The following is a 23,249-nucleotide window of genomic DNA, read 5'->3' on the forward strand; positions in this document are numbered from 1 at the left end:
AAAATTATGGCTTATAGTGAAAAAGTAATCGACCATTATGAAAACCCACGCAATGTAGGGTCTTTTGATAAAGAAGATCCAAGCGTAGGTAGTGGCATGGTAGGTGCACCAGCTTGTGGCGACGTGATGAAGCTACAGATTAAAGTGTCACCAGAAGGTATTATCGAAGATGCGAAATTCAAAACCTATGGTTGTGGTTCCGCTATTGCTTCTAGCTCATTAGTTACAGAGTGGGTCAAAGGCAAAAGTATTGATGAAGCCGCAGCGATCCAGAACTCAGAAATTGCAGAGGAACTGGAACTTCCACCCGTAAAAGTGCATTGTTCTATTCTTGCTGAAGATGCGATCAAAGCAGCAGTATCCGACTACAAAAAAAAGCATCAATAATAGCGATTGCTAACGGTAGCGCCGTTAGCTAATTATTAGCATTAACTGGAAATAAGGGAGGGTTTTCCTCCCTAGTACAAGAACGAAATTCTAAGGTTTAAGTATGGCCATCTCGATGACTGAAGCGGCAGCAAGCCGAGTACAAACATTTCTTGATAACCGAGGTTCAGGTATTGGATTGCGTCTTGGGGTGAAAACCACGGGGTGCTCAGGAATGGCGTATGTGTTGGAGTTTGTTGACCAGTTAAACGAAGAAGATGAAGTGTTCGAGACGAACACGGTTAAGATTATCATTGATCCAAAAAGCTTGGTTTACCTTGATGGTACTGAACTAGATTTTGTGAAAGAAGGCTTAAATGAAGGCTTTCAGTTTAATAATCCGAACGTAAAAGATGAGTGTGGTTGTGGTGAAAGCTTTACCGTTTAACTGCTATTTCTAGTTCTCATCTCTCTAGCAAACTGGAACTTATCTTAATGACTCATTTTGAACTATTCGGGCTACCTATCCAATATGAATTGGATGGTAGCCTTCTTTCTTCTAAGTTTAGAGACTTACAGCGTCAATTTCATCCCGATAATTTTGCAATGGCTTCAGAAAGAGATCGTCTTCTGTCAGTGCAAAAAGCGGCGCAGATAAATGACGCGTATCAAGCATTAAAGCAACCCATTACTCGTGCAGAATATATCCTGATGCTTAACGGCTTTGATATTAAGGGCGAGCAAAAAACATTGCAAGATCCGGTGTTTTTGATGGAGCAAATGGAGCTTCGCGAAGAGTTAGAAAATATTGCTTCTGAAGATGACCTGTTTGACTTTGACATCAAGGTCAGCAAAATGTACAAACAAATCCTACTCGATGTTAAAAAAGAACTCGATGAATCCCTTTGGGAACAAGCGACCGATCGAGTACGTAAACTAAAATTTATTGTAAAACTTAAAAATGAAGTTGAGCGCGTTGAAGACAAACTCGTTGGTTAATCAACAGGTCAGATACGAAACTCAATTTTGTTGTAAAAATTAAGAATAAAATTGAGCATGTTGAATAAGATATTCGCGGCTCAAATAAGGACGCTCAATGTTATTGCAAATTGCTGAACCTGGACAAAGCCCAGCGCCACATGAAAGTAAACTTGCTGTCGGTATTGATTTAGGCACGACAAACTCACTTGTTGCCTCTGTACGAAGCGGTACCGCTTCACCTTTACCGGATGAAAACGGAAACCATATTCTACCTTCAGTTGTCTACTATCAAAATAAAAAACACCAAGACCAAGGCCATCAAGTTGGCGCTGAAGCGAGAAGTTACGCTCAAACAGACCCCAGTAATACCATCATCTCCGTGAAACGACTTATTGGTCGATCATTGGCTGATATCCAAACACGTTATCCATTGTTGCCATATGATTTCCTTGAAAGTGACAATGGTTTGCCATTACTGCAAACCAAAGCCGGTGTTAAAAATCCTATCGAAGTGTCGGCTGATATCCTAAAAGCGTTAAACGAGCGAGCTGAAAATACATTAGGCGGAGAGTTAGAAGGTGTTGTCATTACGGTTCCCGCTTATTTTGATGATGCGCAGCGAGCCGGTACAAAAGACGCGGCAACATTAGCAGGAATGAAGGTGCTCAGGTTACTCAATGAACCTACCGCAGCGGCTATCGCGTATGGACTAGACTCGGGAAAGGAAGGCGTTATCGCGGTTTACGACTTAGGTGGCGGTACATTTGATATCTCCATTTTGCGTCTTTCTAAAGGCATATTTGAAGTACTTGCTACTGGTGGTGACTCTGCGTTAGGTGGTGATGATTTCGACCATTTGATCGCGAATTATTTCCAGAAACAGCTCGGGTTAGCGTCCCCATTATCTGCGCAACAAAACAGAGCATTATTGGATGCGGCGACAGAAGCGAAAATTGCCCTATCAAAAGAGCCGTCCGCCGAAGTCTCTCTTTTCAATGAGACGTGTGTGTTAACACGTGACGAATTTGAAAGCCTGATACAACCCCTCATTAAGAAAACACTGCTTTCTTGTCGCCGTGTATTGAAAGATGCCGATGTGGAGAGTGAAGAGGTGTTAGAAGTCGTTATGGTTGGAGGGTCAACTCGTATTCTTCTTGTACGCGAGATGGTCGGAGACTTCTTTGGTCGCACGCCACTTACCACAATAAATCCAGATGAAGTGGTCGCTATTGGTGCCGCGATTCAGGCCGATATATTGGTTGGCAACAAGCCTGACTCTGAAATGCTATTGCTAGATGTTATCCCGCTTTCATTGGGCATTGAAACCATGGGTGGACTGGTCGAAAAAATCATTCCACGTAATACCACAATACCTGTCGCTAAAGCACAAGAGTTCACAACCTTTAAAGACGGGCAAACAGGGATGATTGTGCACGTCACACAAGGTGAACGAGAGCTAATTGACGACTGTCGTTCCCTCGCTAAGTTTTCTCTTAAAGGTATTCCTCCAATGGCGGCTGGTGCCGCTCATATACGTGTGACCTATCAGGTTGATGCGGATGGGTTGTTGTCTGTTACCGCGATGGAAAAAAGTACAGGGGTTCAAGCCGAGATTCAGGTTAAGCCTTCGTACGGACTCAGCGATGATGAAATAGCTAACATGCTAAGAGACTCGATGACGCATGCTCGAGATGATATGGAAGCGAGAGCATTATCAGAGCAAAAAGTTGAAGCTGACAGAGTAATCGAAGGATTAGTCGCCGCGATGAAAGCCGATGGTGATGCATTGCTTACGGATGACGAAAGTAAAGAACTTATAAAAGCCATCGAAGCATTGATTGCGCTTCGAAATGGCAATAATGCAGATGCAATAGAGCAAGGTATTAAAGAAACGGACAAAGCGAGCCAAGAATTTGCGTCTCGTCGAATGGATATTTCGATTCGTCGTGCACTTTCGGGTCAATCTGTTGATGATATTTAGTTTGTTGTACTGATTTAAGAGTAGGAAGAGAATATGCCCAAAATAGTTGTATTACCCCATGAAGATCTTTGCCCTGAAGGTGCAGTGTTGGAAGCAAAATCAGGTGAAACAGTTCTTGATGTAGCGTTAAAAAATGGTATTGGAATTGAGCATGCGTGTGAGAAATCATGCTCATGTACAACGTGCCATATCGTCGTTCGTGAAGGGTTTGATTCTCTCAATGAGAGTGATGAAATAGAAGATGATATGTTAGACAAAGCGTGGGGGCTTGAGCCTGAATCCCGCTTAGGTTGTCAAGCTATCGTCGCGGATGAAGATCTCGTGGTTGAAATACCAAAGTATACGGTTAACCACGCATCAGAAGACCACTAAGTTTACGAAAGGGAGCAAATGATGAAATGGATTGATTCTCTAGATATTGCGATTGAATTGTGTGATTTGTATCCAGATACTGATCCTAAAACGGTACGGTTTACTGATTTACATAAATGGATCACAGAACTGGAAGGGTTTGATGACGATCCTCAACGTTCTAATGAGAAAATATTAGAAGCCATCATTCTCTGCTGGATGGATGAAATGGATTAATCGTAAGATTAATGTTGAAGAGTAAAAAGTAATTAATTTAAAAAATAGAAGGGCATAGCCCTTCTATTTCGTTTGTAATAGTGACAACTTAGACGGTAATTACGATCGCCGAAAAAAGACGCAGTTATAAAAAAAGAGCTGCATATAGAGCTAGGAGAAATTATGTCTACACAGATGCAAGTACAGATATCAAAAGATCAAGCGGATGCCCAATGGGGCGAAAAAGCGGTTATTTCATTTAACGAAAATGGCGCGCAGATACATACAAATGGTTCACACGATACGGGTGTTATTCAAAAAGCGGCAAGAAAACTTGAAGGCAATGGAATTAAGTCAATCCAATTAGTCGGAGATGGCTGGGGACTAGAGGAAGTTTGGACTTTTTTACAAGGATTCCGTTCTCCAAAAAACAAAGGTAATGTGGATTGGACTGCATTAGATGATGCCGATCAAAAAGAGTTAGAAGCAAGAATAAAAACCACTGATTGGGTTCGCGATATAATCAATAAACCAGCAGAAGAGGTAGCGCCAAGGCAGCTTGCTTCTATGGCGGGTGAGTTCATAAAATCGCTCTCTCCAGAAAACGTTACTTACCGTATTGTCAAAGATAAAGATTTGTTGTCAGAAGGTTGGACAGGGATTTTTGCTGTGGGTCGTGGTTCTGAAAGGACATCGGCAATGCTTCAGCTAGATTACAACCCAACGGGCGATAAAGATGCTCCTGTCTTTGCTTGCCTAGTCGGTAAAGGTATCACTTTTGATTCTGGTGGTTATAGTTTAAAACCTTCTAACGGCATGACATCGATGAAGGCTGATATGGGTGGTGCTGGTACTATTACTGGTGGTTTAGGGTTGGCAATTCTTCGCGGTTTGAATAAGCGCGTTAAGCTTATCCTATGTTGTGCAGAAAATATGGTGTCAGGTCGAGCACTAAAACTCGGTGATATCATTACCTATAAAAATGGCAAAACTGTCGAAATAATGAACACAGATGCGGAAGGGCGTTTGGTTTTGGCTGATGGCCTGATCTTTGCCAGTGAGCAAAACCCAGAGCTTATTATAGACTGTGCTACGTTAACAGGCGCCGCTAAAAACGCATTGGGTAACGATTTCCATGCACTGTTGTCTTTTGATGATGAGTTGTCCCATAAAGTATTAACCAGTGCAAACGAAGAGAAAGAAGGTCTGTGGCCATTACCATTAGCCGACTTTCACAGAGGTATGTTACCTTCCAGTTTTGCCGATTTGTCTAATATCAGCAGTGGTGATTTCGCACCCGGTGCGAGTACCGCCGCCGCCTTCTTATCTTATTTTGTAGAAGACCACAAAAAAGGATGGTTACACTTTGATTGCGCAGGCACTTATCGTAAATCGGCCAGTGATAAATGGTCCGCTGGTGCAACCGGTATGGGTGTCCGCACATTAGCGCGCTTTCTTGTTGACCAATCAAAGTAAAAGATAATATAAAGTCATTAATTAAAATAATAAGGTGGTTTATACCTCTACAATTAACCTAAATGGTTACCTAATAGAATGGGTATAAAACCACCGAATAAACGTCGTAAAGTCAATCAGCATAAACCTTACACATTTCGTAATAAGAATAGTGAAGGTAATAAAAGTAAAAAGGAAATTATATGGCCCTTGAAAGAACATTCTCAATTGTTAAGCCTGACGCAGTGAAGCGAAATCTTATTGGTGAAATATATAACCGTATCGAGAAAGCGGGTTTACGTGTCGTGGCAGCAAAAATGCTTCGCTTAACGGATGCGCAAGCGAGTGGTTTTTACGCAGAGCATGAAGGTAAAGAGTTCTTCCCTCCTCTAAAAGAGTTCATGATATCAGGTCCAGTCATGGTCCAGGTGCTTGAAGGCGAAAATGCCATTGAACGCTATCGAGAGCTTATGGGAACAACCAACCCTGAGACTGCCGCATGTGGCACGATCCGTAATGACTATGCCTTGAGCATGCGTTTCAACTCGGTGCACGGTTCAGATAGCCCTGCCTCAGCAGCTCGCGAGATAGAGTTTTTCTTCCCTGAATCAGAGATTTGTCCCCGAGTAGAATAGTGTCGTCGGATAATGTTGCTAATTGAATCTTGAGCGTTTACTTTGTTCACTTCTCGAATCTGGGAAAACAGACTAGATTTTGGGGAAAAGACGTTCAAGATTCTATATTCTAAGTAATCAATCCCTTACCTACCAAGTGTGTTTCAACCCTTGTTGTACCTGATTAAACGCTGTACAATTCGCGCCCTTATTTATAATTAACTTGATGATACGCACAATGCGATCAGGTTATTTAGTATTTTGAAAAACAACTGTCGTCGAGAGGTCACATGACTACTGCAAAAGTCAATTTAATGGATTTTGATCGTAAAGGACTTCGCCATTTTTTTATTGAAGAATTAGGTGAGAAAGCCTTCCGAGCAGAGCAGGTGATGAAATGGATCTACCAGTTTGGCGTAGATGACTTCGAACAAATGACGAATATCAATAAAAAGCTACGCGAAAAATTACTGCGTGTCGCTGAGATCCGCGCTCCCCTTGTATCCGATGCTCAGCATTCGTCTGATGGCACTATTAAATGGGCTATGCGTGTTGGTGATCAAGATGTCGAAACGGTCTATATCCCAGATGATGAACGCGCGACATTGTGCGTATCTTCTCAAGTTGGATGCGCCCTTGAATGTACGTTTTGCTCGACGGGTCAACAAGGTTTTAACCGTAATCTAAGGGTATCTGAAATTATTGGTCAGGTATGGAGAGCGGCGAAAGAAATAGGATTACAAAAGGATACTGGCCGACGTCCAATTACCAATGTGGTAATGATGGGGATGGGTGAGCCACTTCTGAACATGAAAAACTTGATACCAGCATTAGAAATTATGCTCGATGACTTAGGTTTCGGACTATCTAAACGTCGCGTGACCGTATCTACATCGGGTGTGGTATCTGGTTTGGATCAGATGACAGGTGTTATCGATGTGGCTTTGGCCGTGTCATTACATGCTCCGACAGATGAACTTCGTAGCCAGATTATGCCGATCAATGATCGCTGGAGCATTCAGGATTTACTTGCTTCCATTCATCGATATGTTGACTCGTCGAACGCCAACCGTGGCAAGGTTACGATCGAATATGTTTTGTTGGATCATGTAAATGACGACATGCAACATGCAAGACAACTCGCAGAAGTAATGAAAGGTACACCTTGTAAGATCAATTTAATTCCATTTAATCCTTATCCTGGTTCACCATACAAAAAGCCAAGTAACTCTCGTATAGATCGTTTCCAGAAAACACTAATGGAGTACGAACATACGGTAACAGTACGTAAAACACGCGGTGATGATATCGATGCAGCGTGTGGTCAGTTAGTTGGTGATGTGATCGATAGAACAAAACGAACAAAACAGAACCAGCTTGGGGAACCAATTCCGGTAAAATCAATCTGATAAGATTGCAATCATTGAATCGGGTGTGACCCGTGCGCTTATTTAAGGCTTTGATTCAATGGTTAGATGGGTTGTAACAACATTTCTTGCATGCATAGTGACGGGTTGTGTTACAGTTACTGAGCAAGATATGAGTGGTAGAAATAGTGATATTGAAGCGGCAGATGCAAGAATAGAGCTTGGTTTAGGCTATCTTGCTGATGGAAATAGACTAAAAGCAAGAGAGAACCTTGAATTAGCTATAAGATACGCACCAAATTACTACCGAACATTGAATTCAATAGCTTATTATTATCAGTTAGTTGGCGAGAAAATACTTGCCGAACAAACGTATATAAAAGCATTGCGGGAGTCTCCAAAGAACAGCGAAGTGCTTAATAATTACGGTGCATTCTTATGTCGACTTGGTCAATATGAAAAAGCCGACGAGTTTTTTACCCGTGCAATTAAGCAGCCTTCAAACTATCAAGTGGTTGATAGTTTAGAAAATGCAGCGATATGCTCATTAAAGAGTGGTAACAGAGCAAAAGCAGAGCATTATTTTACGCGTTCTTTGGATTATGACCCACACCGTTATTTCTCACTGCTTCAATTGTCTAAATTGGAGTCAGAGAATGGGGATTATAATGATGCAAGGGTTAGACTAATTAAATTTCACGATAGGTTTGGATACCAATTGAGTAGTCTACATCTGCTTATAGAGTTAGAAAATAAAGCAGGTAATAAAGCGTTAGCAAATGAATACGCTAAAATACTTAAGGTAAAATATCCGAGCTCTACAAAAAATTAGAAATACATAGCTATGACTACTGAAAAAGAACCAACTATAACTGAAGAAGTGGTAGAGACCGTTGCTGGAGTACAGGCAGGGGATATGCTTCGTACTAAGCGTGAGCAACTGGGTATTTCTCAAGAAGAGATCGCCGACCGATTAAGGTTGAGACTCACTATTATTCAAAGTATCGATGCAAATAACTATGAATTTGATCAAGTCGCTACGTTTACACGCGGCTATTTACGTTCTTATGCAAAAGCGGTTTCTTTAGATGATAAAGAAGTGCTTGCCTCTTTAGATAGCTTTAAAGAAGCGCAGCACTCAGATCATGAAATGCAAAGTTTTTCTCGAAAAACCAAGAGAGATAAACATGATAGCCGCATAATGAAGCTAACGTGGATAATATTTGTTGTTATTATCGGTATTTCTTCTCTCTGGTGGTATCAAAACCAACAAGATACTTTAACGGAAGTCAGCACGGTTGATGTTGTGACGCCTGTTATTGCCGCTGAACCTCCACAATCAAATGAACCAGCTTCTCCTGACCGTTCTCAATTTGAGCAGCCTGAAGCGGTGACACTTCCAGCAAGTCTTGACGATGATCAGGGTAAGCCGGTAGAACAGATACAACAAGAAGCGGCTGAGCAAGCCGCATTGCTAGAGAAAGCAAATGGCGAAGCGGCAGTGATGTCCGAAGTAGAAACAGAAATCGTCATCACGGAAGATAACTCTGAACCGTTGGAAAAAAGCGGTAATGAATTAGCCATGACCTTCTCTGCCGATTGTTGGGTGCAAGTGAAAGATGCCACCGGCAAAACGTTTGCTACTGGTGTTAAGAAAGCAGGTAGTACTATTAAATTTGCTGGAAAAGCACCGTATAAAATTATTTTGGGTGCGCCTGAAGGCGTGTCGATGACATTTGCGAATGAACCAGTTGACCTTTCTGGGTATAATACTGGCAAAGTAGCAAGATTCACCTTACCTTAGAAGCTAATATGCAACACGAATCCCCTATTAAACGTCGCTCATCGACCAGAATATATGTCGGCGATGTCCCTATTGGCGACGGCGCACCAATTGCTGTGCAATCGATGACCAATACACGTACTACTGATGTGGCTGCAACTGTCGCTCAAATACGAGCTTTAGAAAAAGTCGGCGCTGATATCGTTCGAGTTTCTGTTCCAACGATGGATTCAGCAGAAGCTTTTAAGCTGATCAAACAACAAGTCTCTATTCCCCTTATCGCAGATATCCATTTTGACTATCGTATCGCCCTGAAAGTGGCTGAGTACGGAGTAGACTGTTTACGAATTAATCCCGGCAATATCGGCAATGAAGGTCGAATTCGTTCTGTAGTTGATTGTGCTCGCGATAATAATATACCGATTCGTATTGGCGTTAATGGTGGGTCGTTAGAAAAAGAAATCCAAGAGAAGTATGGTGAACCTACACCCGCCGCTCTCGTAGAATCAGCAATGCGTCATGTTGATATACTTGATAGGCTCAATTTTGATCAATTCAAAGTGAGTGTAAAAGCCTCGGATGTTTTTCTAGCAGTAGACTCTTACCGTTTGCTGGCACAAAAAATAGATCAACCATTGCATTTAGGTATTACGGAAGCGGGTGGAGCAAGAGCGGGTTCCGTTAAGTCAGCGGTAGGGCTCGGTTTGTTGTTGTCAGAAGGTATTGGCGACACATTACGAATTTCTCTAGCCGCCGATCCTATTGAAGAAATTAAAGTGGGTTTCGATATTCTGAAATCGCTGCGAATTCGTTCTCGAGGTATTAATTTTATTGCTTGCCCAACTTGTTCTCGTCAAGAGTTTGATGTGATAGCAACGGTAAATGCTCTGGAACAGAGGTTAGAAGATATTACCACTCCAATGGACGTATCTCTTATTGGTTGCGTAGTAAACGGACCCGGTGAAGCGGAAGTTTCTCATTTGGGACTTGCTGGTAGCGCAAGAAGAAGTGCGTTTTATGAAGATGGTAAACGAACCAAAGAGCGCCTTGATAACAATGATCTTCTCGACAATTTAGAAGCGAAAATTCGTGCAAAAGCCTCCATTTTGGACGCGAAACAACGAATTGATATAAACCAAATTGAAAGTAATTAATCTCAACGATTTACGGTAATAGACAGTGGCAAAAACAATTCAAGCAATTCGAGGCATGAACGACTGCCTCCCAACTGACTCACCACTTTGGCAAAAAGTAGAGAGCACAGTAAAACAAGTCATTAGTGCTTATGGGTATAGCGAAGTACGTATGCCTATTGTTGAGCAAACGCATTTATTTAGCCGTGCAATTGGTGAAGTGACCGACGTTGTCGAGAAGGAGATGTATACCTTTGAAGACCGCAATGGGGACAGTTTAACGCTGCGCCCTGAAGGGACCGCAGGTTGTGTTCGTGCTGGTATTGAAAATGGTCTTCTGTATAACCAAGAACAACGTCTTTGGTATATGGGACCGATGTTTAGACATGAACGCCCTCAAAAAGGACGCTATCGTCAGTTTCATCAAGTGGGTGTCGAAGTGTTTGGTCTTAATGGTCCAGATGTCGATGCAGAATTGATTATTATGACAGCACGTTTATGGCGGGAATTAGGCATTGCGGATCATGTACGTTTAGAGTTGAACTCAATCGGTTCTCTAGAGGCTCGTGCTAACTATCGTGATGCATTAGTTACGTATCTTGAACAGCACGAAGATGTTTTAGATGACGATTGTAAACGTCGTATGTATACCAATCCTTTACGTGTATTGGATAGCAAAAACCCAGAAGTACAAGCTATTTTAGGTGATGCGCCAAAGCTATCTTCATTTTTAGATGAAGAGTCAGTGCAACACTTTTCCGGCTTGTGTGAACTTCTTGACTCTGCTGGAATCGAATACCAAGTTAATGAACGTTTAGTACGCGGTTTAGATTATTACAATCGAACCGTATTTGAATGGATTACAGAAAGCTTAGGTGCTCAAGGTACGGTTTGTGGCGGAGGTCGCTATGATGGACTTGTTGAGCAATTAGGTGGAAAGGCGACACCTGGTGTCGGGTTTGCTATGGGCTTAGAGCGTCTAGTCTTACTACTCGATACATTGGGGTTAACTGATGTACGTCGTAATGTTGATGTGTACTTAGTTACCGCAGGTGAAGGCACCATGAAAGCGGGTATGAAGTTAGCCGAACAATTACGTGAAACGATACCGAGTTTACGTGTTATGACCCATTTCGGTGGCGGTAATTTTAAGAAACAATTTAAGCGCGCAGACAAAGTCGGTGCAGCAGTTGCATTAGTGTTAGGTGAGAATGAAGTTGCCGAGAATACGGTTGTGGTAAAAGACCTCATCGGTGGATCGCAAACAACAGTCGCACAAGCCGATGTTGCAGCTCAACTAATAGAATTGGTTTAAGAGGATTTAAAGTGGAATTGTACGATAGCGAAGAAGATCAAGTTCTAGCCATAAAAGATTGGTGGAAAGAGAACGGTAAAGCCGTCATTTTAGGTGGTGTTATCGGTTTTGGTGGATTATTTGGTTGGCGTTTTTATCAAGATTCAGTCATCGAAGCAAAAGAGGCTGCATCAGATAGTTATTCACAAGTGATCGAGCAACTTGCAACCAAAGGTGTTGCCGCCTCTTCTCAAGTGGAGAGCTTTATCGAGTCGAATAAAGACACTGAATATTCTGTTCTAGCCGCACTCCAGCTTGCAAAAGCTCAGGTTGATGCTGCTAAATGGGATGAAGCATTAGCGCAACTAGAGTGGGCAAAAGCCAATACTAAAGATATAGCGATAGGGCCAATTGCCAGCTTCCGCATCGCTCGAATCCAAGCTCAAAAAGAACAATTTGATGACGCGTTAGCAACACTTGGCGCGTTAGATTCTAAAGCATGGGCAGGCAGAGTCGCAGAACTTAAAGGTGATATTTTACTGCGCAAAGGCGATAAAGATGCCGCATATAGTGCCTACACTGAAGCTCAACAAGCAGCAGATGCAAGCCAAGATATCCAGTTTAAGTTGGATGATCTTGCCAAGTAAGGGCTGAAGTAATGAAGAAAACACTCAGTCGAGTATTATTAAGTACCGCTATTGTTGTTGGACTTGCGGGTTGTGCTAGTGAGGAAGACACAGTGGTTATGGCGCCTGTTCCACAGGTTAATAGCCAGTTTACTCCAAGCAGCGATTGGTCTGCGGAAATAGGCGATGGTGCTGGCCAGTTCTTTTCAAAGCTGCAGCCTGTATTTGCCTACGACAAAATATTTGTCGCTAGCCGTGATGGTGAAGTCAAGGCGTTGGATCCTGAAAATGGCAAAATAATTTGGAAGATCGACCTTCAAAAAGAAGGTATTGCCCGTTTATCTGGTGGCATAACGGCGTCTTATGGAAAGCTGTTTATTGGTTCTGAGAATAGTGAAGTTATCGCACTTGATAACGACACAGGTGAAGAGCTTTGGCGTCAACAAGTCATGGGTGAAGTATTATCGAAACCAGCGACTGAGAATAACCTTGTTATTGTTAATACAAGTCGCGGTATTTTAGAAGCTCTTGACTCTGAAACAGGCGAACAGGAGTGGACGATAAGTACAGAAGTTCCCAACCTAACATTGAGAGGAGATAGCTCTCCATCTACCGTGTCTGGTGGTGTTTTTTGGGGAACGGCGAATGGTCGTTTAGCCGCTGCAATTGTCGCTCGTGGTCAGTTAATATGGCAACAACCAATAGGTATTCCAAAAGGTGCAACTGAAATAGATAGATTGGTTGATGTTGATTCCTCACCCGTTATCTTGGGTGGTATGCTTTATTCCGTTGGCTTTAATGGTCAATTAATCGCCATTGACTTGCGTTCAGGTGCGCCAGCATGGAAGCGTACCTACTCGTCGACCTTGGATATGGCAACAGATGGCTCTGATTTGTTCTTAGTTTCAGACAACGATCATATCGCTGCTGTTGATGTCCGTAGTGGTACCGAAATCTGGACAAATAAATTGTTAGAGAACCGTTTGCTCACTGCGCCTGCGCTGATAAATGGCTATTTGGTCTTTGGTGATGCGGAAGGTTATTTACATTGGTTGGATACGGATACCGGTGAATTTGTTGCTCAGCAGTTGATCAATGACAGTGGTTTTGCTGTCGGTCCAATTGAAGTGAACGACGGATACCTGATTACGACACGTGACGGTAAAATCCGTAAGTTAAAAATCGACTAGATCTTAACTCAAATAATGAAAGTGTGATAGAATTCACGTTCGGCTCCTGACTTTGCGGTCAGGAGCCGTTTTGTTGTAAAAAATAACGCTTGCTGAATTGAGTTGTTGTTGAATTGAGTAGTTATAGGTAAGTCTTCAAAAACTTACCTATAACTACATAATAGAATGTTTTTTGTAGAGGTTGTTATGATTCCTGTTGTTGCCCTTGTAGGGCGTCCAAACGTAGGCAAGTCTACGCTGTTTAACCGATTAACACGTACGCGTGATGCACTTGTTGCAGACTTTCCTGGGCTGACTCGTGACCGAAAATATGGTCAGGCTAAACTTGGCGAACATGAATTTATTGTTATTGACACCGGTGGTATTGACGGCACAGAAGAAGGTGTCGAGACCAAGATGGCGGAGCAATCACTTGCTGCTATCGATGAAGCCGATGTTGTGTTGTTTATGGTCGATGGTCGTGCGGGTTTAACCGTCGCCGATCAAGCAATTGCGCAACACCTGAGAAAGATAGAAAAGCCTGCTATGCTTGTAGTCAATAAAGTTGATGGCGTTGATGCAGATGCAGCAAGTGCGGAGTTCTGGCAACTTGGTATGGATAAAATGTACCAAATTGCGGCCTCTCAAGGCCGCGGTGTCACGGTATTGATTGATCTCGCACTGAGCCCATTTGCTGAAGCTTTGAATGAGAAAGAAAGAGGCGACGTTGAAGACCTAACTGATCTTGTTGACGATGATGAAGAGAAGCTGGAATACACAGAAGAAGAAGCGGAAGAAGAGTTCAAGCGCTTGCAAGATCAGCCAATTAAATTGGCTATTATCGGTCGTCCAAACGTAGGTAAATCGACACTGACGAACCGAATCCTCGGTGAAGAACGTGTGGTTGTTTACGATATGCCTGGCACCACTCGAGATTCTATCTATATCCCAATGCAGCGTGATGAACGCGAGTATGTGTTAATAGATACGGCTGGTGTTCGTCGTCGCAAGCGCATCAACGAAACAGTAGAAAAGTTTTCTGTGGTGAAAACGCTTAAAGCAATAGAAGATGCTAACGTCGTGTTGGTGGTTATCGACGCACGTGAGAATATATCTGACCAAGATTTGAGTTTGTTAGGTTTTGCATTAAATGCAGGTCGCTCCATAGTTATTGCGGTAAATAAGTGGGATGGTTTAGATACCGATATTAAAGCTGATGTTAAGAAAGAGTTGGACCGTCGATTAGGTTTTATCGATTTCGCTCGTATTCACTTTATCTCTGCGTTACATGGTACGGGTGTTGGTCACTTATTTGAATCTGTTCAAGAAGCCTATAAATCGGCAACAACACGTGTTGGTACTTCTGTACTTACCCGTGTAATGAAAATGGCAACAGATGACCATCAACCACCGCTTGTTCGCGGACGTCGTGTTAAGCTTAAATATGCTCACGCTGGTGGCTATAACCCACCTATTGTGGTTATTCACGGAAATCAAGTTAAAGCGCTTCCAGACTCTTACAAGCGCTACCTAATGAACTACTATCGCCGTTCATTAGAAATTATGGGCACGCCAATTCGTATTCATTTCCATAACAGCGAAAACCCATTTGAAGGTAAGGTTAACAAAATGACGCTCTCTCAAGGACGCAAAAGAGACCGCGTATTGAGTATGATGAAAAACAGAAAAAAATAGTTAGAAAGCGCCTTTAAGGCGCTTTTTTCTTTCCCCTTATAAAATACCTTCAAAGAAATGAGCGATCGTCCCTCTGGTCTGCGCCCGAAGGATCACAAAATATAAAATAAAACTTTCGTCAATTCCGTAGAGGCGCAATACTGTCCTTCAAGAAAGGTATTCATAAATTCACACCATTACCCTTTATAGTCACCATTCAAAGGCCTCTATTTTGTAGGTTAATGCTGTTCGGTTAGTGCGAAATACTTCGTCATTCCCGTGAAAACGGGAATCTTGGTAATATTAGATCCCCATTTTCATGGGGATGATGTCGGTTTTCGTGAAAACGGGTCAGTTTCCGTCAGGATGACAGGTTTAAATAACCTTAAACGATCAGCATTGTTTATTTTATACGTGGATTTTTATGGAAGCATGAACATGCCTCTGTTTATCGATAGATTACTGCCAAGTGAATTTCGATATTTATTTATTATTGATCAACTTTGAAAAATCCTGCGATCTAAAGTTAAAACTGATCAATTAAGAATAATAACCTGTGTAAAATGCATCTGCAGGATATGTAACTTATGCTTTCGGGTTGTGTGTATATTTATGTTCTTAATAGGGTAGATCGCTGATCAAAATTGATAAAGCAGAAGATCTGACGAAGATCTTTTTTTGACCAGTTATTTAGTAGCAATGAGTATTAAGGTTTAATTAAGTTTGTTGAGGAAGAGTATGTCGGTTGAAAATGTATGCCCAAAATGCAGTAGGTCATTGGAATGGCACGAAGGATCCTATCACTGTAACGATTGTGATGTCTCCTACACTAAAGTGGCGTTTTGTCCTAAGTGTGAAGCAGAGTTAGAAAAACTACAAGCTTGCGGTTCGGTAAGTTACTTTTGTAATAGCTGTAATGAAATGAAATCTAAATCCGCCGTTCGGATTGAGTTTCAGACTCAAGGTGAGTCATTCTGCTAGTTTACGGTGGAGATAATTTCACCATCAACGAATTGGGTGATCATTTGGTCACCCTTTTCCAATCTAGACGCATGAGATATAACCGTTCCTGCGCCATCCTTACTGATCGAATAACCGCGTTTTAAAGTCGCTAACGGGCTAACCGCATCCAACTTTTCTGCATGAAGCGCGAGGCTATGCTTCGACATCAACATGGTGCGATGGATAGCATCGATTAACTTTTGTTCTGCTTGAATCAACGCATGCTTATGTTGATTCAACTGTTTATCAGGGGAATTAAGATCTAATCGATGGCTTAGGTTCTGGATTTGATGTTGTCCTGAACGTGTCTGTTCTTCGATCGAGCGGATCAAACGAGATTCTAGATCATCTAGTCTCTGGCTCTGTTGCTCTAAACGATAGCTAGGGTGTTGTTTTTCAAGTCGGTGGTTGGACTGCTGTAGCAAATAATGCCGTTTAGATAGGTTTACTTTAACGGCATTTATCAAACGATTTGTTCGGGAATGCAATGCCTGTTCTTTATGGCTTTGATCTCGACTTACTAGCTCTGCCGCTGCGGATGGTGTTGGTGCGCGAACGTCAGCAACAAAATCAGCGATAGTAACATCGATTTCATGACCTACCGCACTGATAATGGGAATGTCGCTTGCGGCAATGGTTCTAGCAACCACTTCATGGTTGAAACACCAGAGATCTTCTAACGAACCACCGCCACGGCCGACGATCAATACATCACATTCATCACGAGCGTTTGCTCTGCCAATGGCTTGCGCGATTTCGAACGTTGCCGCTTCTCCTTGAACCGTCGTTGGATAGACAATGACAGGCAGGTTAGGGTCTCTGCGTTTAAGAACATCTAAGATATCGTAAAGAGCAGCGCCTGTTTTAGAGGTGATGACACCGACGCACTTCGGGTTCTCTGGAAGCGGTTTTTTTAAAGACTGAGCAAAAAGACCTTCCGCGGCCAATAGCATTTTGAGTTTATCAAACTCTTGTTGTAACTTGCCGTCGCCTTCTGGCTGCATGCTTTCAATGATTAGTTGGTAGTCTCCGCGTGGCTCATAAAGAGACAGGCGTGCCTTGACCAACACTTGATTGCCGTTTTCAGGTCTGAATGTTACCCGGCGATTATTTCCGCGAAACATGGCGCACTTAACCTGAGCGCGGGAATCTTTTAGAGATAAATACCAATGCCCTGAAACCGGTGCAGAAAAGTTAGAAATCTCGCCGACTAACCAAACGATACCCATCTCGTTTTCCAGCAGTAAACGAACTTCTGCATTGAGACGGGACACGGTAAATATGTTTTGGTTGCTTTGCACAGACAAGAGAATACCACGGGACGTGAGTATGGAAATTAGCGGCAATATAATACATAGCAAGAGGGTTAATGCAAATTAAAAGTTAAAAAATGAGTAGCGAAACGATTGCGTCGTGCGTATAATCCGTTTGCAATATCAATTTAGATTCAAATTTGATTCATCCTTATTATGCGAAACGATAAGGGTGAATTTTTCGTATTTAACCTCGGTTTTTAAAAAAACCATAGTTGAGAGATATTGCAATGCTACGAATAGCAAAAGAAGCGCTCACTTTTGATGACGTTTTACTCGTCCCCGCACATTCGACAGTTCTTCCTAATACAGCGGACCTTCGCACTAAGTTAACCAAAAATATTTCGCTGAATATTCCTATGTTATCGGCCTCTATGGATACGGTTACAGATGCTCGTCTTGCCATCGCTTTGGCTCAAGAAGGCGGTATCGGTTTTATTCATAAAAACATGTCCATTGAAGAGCAAGCTGAACAGGTTCGTTTAGTGAAAATCTTCGAAGCAGGTGTGGTTTCGCATCCGGTGACCGTTAAACCAACCAATACGATCGCAGATGTACTCGCTCTAACCGAAAAGAACGGTTTTGCTGGTTATCCTGTTGTTGCTGAAAACAATGAGTTAGTCGGTATTATCACTGGTCGTGATATCCGTTTTGTGACTGACCTTGATAAAACAGTCGATCAGGTGATGACACCAAAAGCACGTTTAGCTTCCGTTAAAGAAGGCGCATCTCCAGAAGAAGTTCAAGAAGAGATGCACAAAGCTCGTGTAGAAAAAGTGTTGGTTGTAAACGATGCGTTTCAACTAACGGGTATGATTACTGCAAAAGACTTCCACAAAGCAGAGCGTAAACCTAACGCCTGTAAAGATGATAAAGGTCGTTTGCGTGTTGGTGCCGGTGTCGGTGCCGGTGCTGGTAATGAAGAACGTATTGCTGCACTTGTAGAAGCAGGCGTAGACGTACTGCTTATCGATTCTTCACACGGTCATTCAGAAGGCGTACTTACTCGTATTCGTGAAACCCGCGCCGCTTATCCTAATCTAGATATTGTGGGTGGTAATGTTGCAACAGGTGCCGGTGCAAAAGCGCTCATCGACGCTGGTGTCAGTGCGGTGAAAGTGGGTATAGGCCCGGGTTCAATTTGTACTACTCGTATCGTAACGGGTGTTGGTGTACCTCAAGTAACGGCGATTTCTGATGCAGTAGATGTTGCAGAACAATATGGTATTCCTGTTATTGCTGACGGTGGTATTCGTTTTTCTGGTGATGTCTGCAAAGCAATCGCTGCGGGGGCATCTTGCGTCATGGTTGGCTCAATGTTCGCCGGTACGGAAGAAGCGCCGGGTGATATCATTCTTTATCAAGGTCGCTCATACAAATCTTATCGTGGAATGGGGTCTCTAGGTGCGATGTCTCAAGGATCTTCAGACCGTTACTTCCAAAGTGATAATGCCGCAGACAAACTTGTTCCTGAAGGTATCGAAGGTCGTATTGCTTATAAAGGTCGCTTAAAAGAGATTGTTCATCAGCAGATGGGTGGTTTACGTTCGAGCATGGGCTTAACGGGTTCGGCAACCATTGAAGATATGCGCACTAAAGCAGAATTTGTTCGTATCTCTGGCGCTGGCATGAAAGAGTCCCACGTACATGACGTGCAGATAACGAAAGAAGCGCCAAACTACCGTTTAGGTTAATTTTTTGTAATCTAGTTATCGATGTGAACAAGGTTAAAGCGATAGGCTTATGTTCACATCGATTGAGAATTGACTTGTTATAGAGTTATATCATCAACCTATTTTGAGAAGAGAAAATGACAAAAGATATCCACGATCAACGTATTTTGATTTTAGATTTTGGTTCTCAGTACACACAGCTTATTGCACGTCGAATTCGTGAAATTGGCGTTTACTGTGAATTGTGGAGCTGGGATGTCGATGAAGCGGATATCCGTGAATTTAATCCTAACGGTATTATTCTTTCTGGAGGACCAGAGAGTGTGACACAAAATAATTCTCCACGAGCGCCTCAATACGTTTTTGAAGCCGGCGTTCCTGTATTTGGTGTCTGTTATGGCATGCAGACAATGTCAGAACAACTTGGTGGCAAAGTCGCGAGTTCTGATGAACGCGAATTCGGTTACGCGCAAGTCAAAGTGATTAGTGAATGTGAACTGTTTAAAAACATCGAAGATGCGATTGCTGAAGATGGTGCACCACTGCTAGATGTTTGGATGAGCCACGGAGACAAAGTGGTTGGTATTCCATCTGACTTTGCTAAAGTTGCAGAGACAGATACCTGCCCATTTGCGGCGATGGCAAATGAAGAGAAAAGATTCTATGGTGTTCAATTCCACCCAGAAGTAACGCATACCCGTCAAGGTCTGCGCATGCTAGAGAATTTCGTTCTCAATATCTGTGGCTGTGAAAAGCTGTGGACTTCTCAGTCCATCATTGAAAATGCGGTTGCTAACATAAAAGAGCAAGTAGGGGACGACGAGATTATCCTAGCATTGTCTGGTGGCGTGGATTCCTCTGTTGTCGCTATGCTTGTGCAGCGAGCGGTTGGTGATAGATTAACCTGCGTTTTTGTTGATAACGGTTTGCTACGTTTAGATGAAGGTCAGCAAGTGATGGATATGTTTGGTGATCATTTTGGTCTGAACATTATCAAGATTGAAGCGGAAGAGCGCTTTTTAAGTGCATTAGCTGGTGAAGCCGATCCAGAGAAAAAACGTAAAATTATTGGCCATCAATTCATCAACGTATTTGATGAAGAGTCGAAGAAGCTTAAGAATGCCAAATGGCTTGCGCAAGGTACTATTTACCCTGATGTGATCGAGTCGGCGGCTTCTAAAACAGGTAAAGCGCACGTAATCAAATCCCACCATAATGTTGGTGGCCTTCCTGATGATATGGAAATGGGTTTAGTTGAACCATTACGCGAACTGTTTAAAGATGAGGTTCGTAAGATTGGTCTAGAGCTTGGCCTTCCATACAACATGTTATATCGCCATCCATTCCCTGGCCCGGGTTTAGGTGTTCGCGTATTGGGTGAGGTTAAAAAAGAGTATTGTGACCTTCTTCGTCGTGCAGATGCAATCTTCATTGAAGAGCTTCACAATGCCGACCTTTATAATAAGGTTTCTCAAGCATTTACGGTTTTTCTTCCTGTTCGCTCTGTTGGCGTGATGGGCGATGGTCGTAAATATGATTGGGTTGTGTCATTGAGAGCGGTAGAAACTATCGACTTCATGACCGCAATTTGGGCGCATTTACCATATGACTTCTTAGGAAGAGTATCCAACCGAATCATAAATGAAGTGGATGGAATTTCTCGAGTGGTATATGACATCTCTGGTAAGCCGCCAGCGACGATTGAATGGGAATAAACGTCTGATTACTTGTCCGTAATTCGTACCCCAAAAACCAGCTTTTGAGCTGGTTTTTTTAATCTAAATTTATGCAATGTATTTTTTTGTTTTTGATGTGGAATAACAGTTGAACCTGAACAAAATTTCATCTAGTATGCGCCATCTTCAACTATTTTTTATTTTGTTCAACTATTTTTGATAAGGTTAAGACCAGATGTCGACACAACTAGCTAACCCAGCACCATTAGGTTTAATGGGCTTTGGTATGACAACGATCCTTCTGAATATCCACAATGCAGGATTTTTCCCGATGGATTCAATGATCCTAGCGATGGGTATCTTTTACGGTGGTATTGGTCAAGTTATCGTTGGCATTATGTGTTTTAAGCGTGGTGATACATTCGGTACCACAGCATTTAGTTCTTACGGCTTATTTTGGTTGACGCTTGTTGGTTTAATCGTAATGCCTAAAATGGGACTAGCGGCAAGCCCTGAAGGGTTTATGGGTTGGTATCTTACTCTTTGGGGTATCTTCACTGGCTTTATGTTTATCGGTTCTCTTTGTTATCCAACGGCGAAGCAAGTGGTTTTTGGTTCTCTAACTATTCTGTTCGCTCTTCTTGCCATTCGAGATTTCACGGGTAGTGAATTTGTTGGTACGATTGCCGGTTTTGAAGGTATTTTCTGCGGAGCGAGTGCGATTTACTTTGCTATGGCGCAGGTTCTTAATAACGAGTTTGGTCGTGAAGTCATGCCTGTCGGTAAGCCATTTATTGGTCGCACTAAAAAAGAGATAGTAATTGCAGAGCAAGCACCAGCTTAAAAGCAATAAACCACACGGTTAACAATAGACTTTACTTAAAAGGCTTTAGTGAAAACTAAAGCCTTTTTTGATCTTCTGTCTGACCCGTTATGTAGTGGAATTAGTATTGTTGTCTTCTGGTTCTGAAATCTGATAAAGCTTATGTTCATCACAAACCGTCTCACAATTACACACCTGATCGACACCGACATTGCTTAGCCCACCACAGCTTCCCTGTATGGTTTTTTTATTAAAAATAACGCCAATGGCCATTAATAAAATAACGATCAGAAAAAAACCAAAGGTTATGAGCATCGTTGTCATGTCGAAACCTACCTTTTATCTAATGGAGATAGGGACGATATAGGATTCATCTGTCTGAACATCGCCTTTCCATGGCCGGGACCACGATTAACGGCACTACGCTTTTCTGCATTATGAAGGCCCGCTCGATGATGACCAGCACCATGATGACCAGTTCCATGATGGTCAATGCATCCGTTTGAATGTTCCGAGCAACCACATGAATGTCCAGAACATCCACCTTTTTGTAGGTGTTTTTTTGAAGGACGACCTTGAGTTGATTCAGTTAGTTCGATCATCGAGCTACTTATCGCTGATGCCACCGGTGTTTGCTGTGCAACTTGAAACACACGAATGCCGGAACTGAGTAATTTTCCGAGCGCTCGTTCACCTATGTTGCGCACGATGACCGCATCGGTCTTCATTTTTTTAATGAGCGTGATGCTGTCTTTTTTGTCGCTACAGGATGAATTGCCACCTGCTGCTGGGTTGATTGCGTCGTGAATAAATGAATTGTCTGCATTTATGAAAGCGAATTGCTTGGCTTTCATAAAGTGGTTAGCGACGCATTCTCGGCTGTGTGGGATAGCATAAATCATTGTTCTGACTCCTTATTTTCTAGAACAAGTGCATTACCTTCTACTAGACAAGAAGCAACCTTAAATCGAGCACGATTTACGATATTGCCAAAAGTCTGCCTTGAAACTCCCATTTGATCTGCTGCTTCCTGTTGACTCAATTTTTCAAAGTCAGCGAGTCTTATCGCTTCGAATTCTTCAGCTAGTATCTCTACCTTCTTTAGTTTTCCGAGCGGTATCCCATTGGGTTTAAAGCAGCTGTGTGCAGGTCGCCCACAAATGCGACGGCATTTTTTGGGTCTGGCCATAATTTCTCCTAAAAGAGTTTCAATTAAACTATACGTCAGTTATTGGCATATGCCAATAAAAAGGTTGGGTTAATTTATAGCATATGCTATAAATTATGCATGAAAGCCGCTTTAATCACTAGGGTATAAAATGAAAAATGTTAAGCCAAATAGCCACAACAACTGTATTGCATGTGGTGAGTCGAACTTCAACTCCAACTCACTTCAATTGCAGTTTTCATCTGACTCCGAAAATAGCGTTATGACAAAGATAAAACTTGATGAATCCTACCAAGGGTATCCGAACGTGTTACATGGTGGAGTGATCAGCACCTTATTGGATGCGGCGATGACACATTGCCTGTTTGCTCGACATTTAGAAGCCATGACAGCGGAGTTGACCGTTAGGTTCATTAAACCAGTACCGATTAATCAAGAGCTAGTTGTTGTTGGAACTTGTGTTGCGGAACAAAGAGGAATGTATAAATTGACCAGTTTTATTTCACTAAATGACAATATATTGGCTCGCGCTAAGGCCAAATTTCTTCTTATAAAAGCGTAAATTATTGTAAATACCTCTCATT

Annotated in this window: 25 protein-coding genes; 21 read left to right on the forward strand and 4 right to left on the reverse strand. The window is 42.4% G+C overall.

From position 1 onward, the window contains the following. The first annotated feature begins 6 nt into the window (after positions 1-6). The 17 genes from iscU to AACW90_RS13100 all read left to right on the forward strand — a co-directional run bounded on the left by iscU (position 7) and on the right by AACW90_RS13100 (position 15,991). Entirely contained in the window at positions 7-387 is a 381-nt protein-coding gene (gene iscU, locus AACW90_RS13020; RefSeq protein WP_195702343.1) for a Fe-S cluster assembly scaffold IscU, read from the forward strand. Between the two features lie 103 nt (positions 388-490). Next, entirely contained in the window at positions 491-814 is a 324-nt protein-coding gene (gene iscA, locus AACW90_RS13025) for an iron-sulfur cluster assembly protein IscA (RefSeq protein ID WP_195702344.1), read from the forward strand. A 47-nt stretch (positions 815-861) separates the two neighbouring features. Continuing rightward, entirely contained in the window at positions 862-1,365 is a 504-nt protein-coding gene (hscB, locus tag AACW90_RS13030; protein WP_390235092.1) for a co-chaperone HscB, read from the forward strand. Positions 1,366-1,462: 97 nt separating this feature from the next. Further along, complete coding sequence (gene hscA, locus AACW90_RS13035; RefSeq protein WP_390235095.1) at positions 1,463-3,328, forward strand: Fe-S protein assembly chaperone HscA; 1,866 nt, start codon at positions 1,463-1,465, stop codon at positions 3,326-3,328. Between the two features lie 33 nt (positions 3,329-3,361). Next, a complete protein-coding gene (fdx, locus tag AACW90_RS13040; RefSeq protein ID WP_390235097.1) occupies positions 3,362-3,700 on the forward strand; it encodes an ISC system 2Fe-2S type ferredoxin in 339 nt (112 codons plus the stop codon). A 21-nt stretch (positions 3,701-3,721) separates the two neighbouring features. Beyond that, entirely contained in the window at positions 3,722-3,916 is a 195-nt protein-coding gene (iscX, locus tag AACW90_RS13045; protein ID WP_390235633.1) for a Fe-S cluster assembly protein IscX, read from the forward strand. A gap of 162 nt (positions 3,917-4,078) precedes the next feature. Then, a complete protein-coding gene (gene pepB / locus AACW90_RS13050) occupies positions 4,079-5,371 on the forward strand; it encodes an aminopeptidase PepB (RefSeq protein ID WP_390235099.1) in 1,293 nt (430 codons plus the stop codon). 182 nt (positions 5,372-5,553) lie between these two features. Further along, positions 5,554-5,985 (forward strand): nucleoside-diphosphate kinase, encoded by a 432-nt coding sequence (gene ndk, locus AACW90_RS13055; protein WP_390235102.1) that lies wholly within the window; start codon positions 5,554-5,556, stop codon positions 5,983-5,985. Between the two features lie 269 nt (positions 5,986-6,254). Continuing rightward, complete coding sequence (rlmN, locus tag AACW90_RS13060; protein ID WP_275135684.1) at positions 6,255-7,373, forward strand: dual-specificity RNA methyltransferase RlmN; 1,119 nt, start codon at positions 6,255-6,257, stop codon at positions 7,371-7,373. A 58-nt stretch (positions 7,374-7,431) separates the two neighbouring features. Then, entirely contained in the window at positions 7,432-8,163 is a 732-nt protein-coding gene (pilW, locus tag AACW90_RS13065; protein ID WP_390235105.1) for a type IV pilus biogenesis/stability protein PilW, read from the forward strand. Between the two features lie 12 nt (positions 8,164-8,175). Continuing rightward, positions 8,176-9,135, forward strand: a complete 960-nt coding sequence (locus AACW90_RS13070) for a RodZ domain-containing protein (protein ID WP_390235107.1) — start codon at positions 8,176-8,178, stop codon at positions 9,133-9,135. 8 nt (positions 9,136-9,143) lie between these two features. Then, complete coding sequence (ispG, locus tag AACW90_RS13075; RefSeq protein ID WP_195702353.1) at positions 9,144-10,268, forward strand: flavodoxin-dependent (E)-4-hydroxy-3-methylbut-2-enyl-diphosphate synthase; 1,125 nt, start codon at positions 9,144-9,146, stop codon at positions 10,266-10,268. Between the two features lie 25 nt (positions 10,269-10,293). After that, positions 10,294-11,562: a histidine--tRNA ligase gene (hisS, locus tag AACW90_RS13080; RefSeq protein WP_390235110.1), complete on the forward strand. Its 1,269-nt coding sequence runs from the start codon at positions 10,294-10,296 to the stop codon at positions 11,560-11,562. An 11-nt stretch (positions 11,563-11,573) separates the two neighbouring features. Further along, entirely contained in the window at positions 11,574-12,188 is a 615-nt protein-coding gene (locus tag AACW90_RS13085; RefSeq protein ID WP_390235112.1) for a YfgM family protein, read from the forward strand. A gap of 11 nt (positions 12,189-12,199) precedes the next feature. Next, complete coding sequence (bamB, locus tag AACW90_RS13090; RefSeq protein WP_390235115.1) at positions 12,200-13,357, forward strand: outer membrane protein assembly factor BamB; 1,158 nt, start codon at positions 12,200-12,202, stop codon at positions 13,355-13,357. A 186-nt stretch (positions 13,358-13,543) separates the two neighbouring features. Beyond that, positions 13,544-15,031: a ribosome biogenesis GTPase Der gene (gene der / locus AACW90_RS13095; RefSeq protein ID WP_390235118.1), complete on the forward strand. Its 1,488-nt coding sequence runs from the start codon at positions 13,544-13,546 to the stop codon at positions 15,029-15,031. A gap of 717 nt (positions 15,032-15,748) precedes the next feature. After that, positions 15,749-15,991, forward strand: a complete 243-nt coding sequence (locus tag AACW90_RS13100) for a zinc ribbon domain-containing protein (RefSeq protein ID WP_390235120.1) — start codon at positions 15,749-15,751, stop codon at positions 15,989-15,991. On the opposite strand, the gene xseA is transcribed toward AACW90_RS13100, so the two are convergent. Further along, positions 15,988-17,319 (reverse strand): exodeoxyribonuclease VII large subunit, encoded by a 1,332-nt coding sequence (gene xseA, locus AACW90_RS13105; RefSeq protein ID WP_390235123.1) that lies wholly within the window; start codon positions 17,317-17,319, stop codon positions 15,988-15,990. The genes AACW90_RS13100 and xseA overlap by 4 nt on opposite strands. Before the next feature lie 236 nt (positions 17,320-17,555). On the opposite strand from xseA, the gene guaB reads away from it, so the two are divergent. From guaB to AACW90_RS13120, 3 genes are all read left to right on the forward strand, one after another. Further along, entirely contained in the window at positions 17,556-19,019 is a 1,464-nt protein-coding gene (gene guaB, locus AACW90_RS13110; RefSeq protein WP_390235126.1) for an IMP dehydrogenase, read from the forward strand. Between the two features lie 116 nt (positions 19,020-19,135). Then, the gene (gene guaA / locus AACW90_RS13115; protein ID WP_390235129.1) at positions 19,136-20,713 is read left to right on the forward strand and encodes a glutamine-hydrolyzing GMP synthase; all 1,578 of its coding nucleotides are present in this window, start codon (positions 19,136-19,138) and stop codon (positions 20,711-20,713) included. 196 nt (positions 20,714-20,909) lie between these two features. Then, complete coding sequence (locus AACW90_RS13120) at positions 20,910-21,518, forward strand: acetate uptake transporter (protein ID WP_390235131.1); 609 nt, start codon at positions 20,910-20,912, stop codon at positions 21,516-21,518. Positions 21,519-21,605: 87 nt separating this feature from the next. Here the strand turns inward: AACW90_RS13120 and nqrM are convergent, their stop codons facing one another. From nqrM to AACW90_RS13135, 3 genes are read right to left on the reverse strand one after another with little or no spacing between them, the layout of a single operon-like run. After that, on the reverse strand, positions 21,606-21,821 hold the full coding sequence (nqrM, locus tag AACW90_RS13125) for a (Na+)-NQR maturation NqrM (RefSeq protein WP_390235134.1): 216 nt from the start codon (positions 21,819-21,821) through the stop codon (positions 21,606-21,608). Between the two features lie 8 nt (positions 21,822-21,829). Then, positions 21,830-22,399, reverse strand: a complete 570-nt coding sequence (locus tag AACW90_RS13130; RefSeq protein WP_390235136.1) for a NifB/NifX family molybdenum-iron cluster-binding protein — start codon at positions 22,397-22,399, stop codon at positions 21,830-21,832. Beyond that, positions 22,396-22,686, reverse strand: a complete 291-nt coding sequence (locus tag AACW90_RS13135) for a DUF134 domain-containing protein (RefSeq protein WP_275135699.1) — start codon at positions 22,684-22,686, stop codon at positions 22,396-22,398. The genes AACW90_RS13130 and AACW90_RS13135 overlap by 4 nt, the downstream gene beginning before the upstream one ends. Positions 22,687-22,816: 130 nt before the next feature. On the opposite strand from AACW90_RS13135, the gene AACW90_RS13140 reads away from it, so the two are divergent. Further along, positions 22,817-23,227: a PaaI family thioesterase gene (locus tag AACW90_RS13140; RefSeq protein ID WP_275135700.1), complete on the forward strand. Its 411-nt coding sequence runs from the start codon at positions 22,817-22,819 to the stop codon at positions 23,225-23,227. The last annotated feature ends 22 nt before the right edge of the window (positions 23,228-23,249 follow it).

It is taken from the genome of Vibrio frigidus (assembly GCF_042465995.1).
Classification (GTDB): Bacteria; Pseudomonadota; Gammaproteobacteria; order Enterobacterales; family Vibrionaceae; genus Vibrio.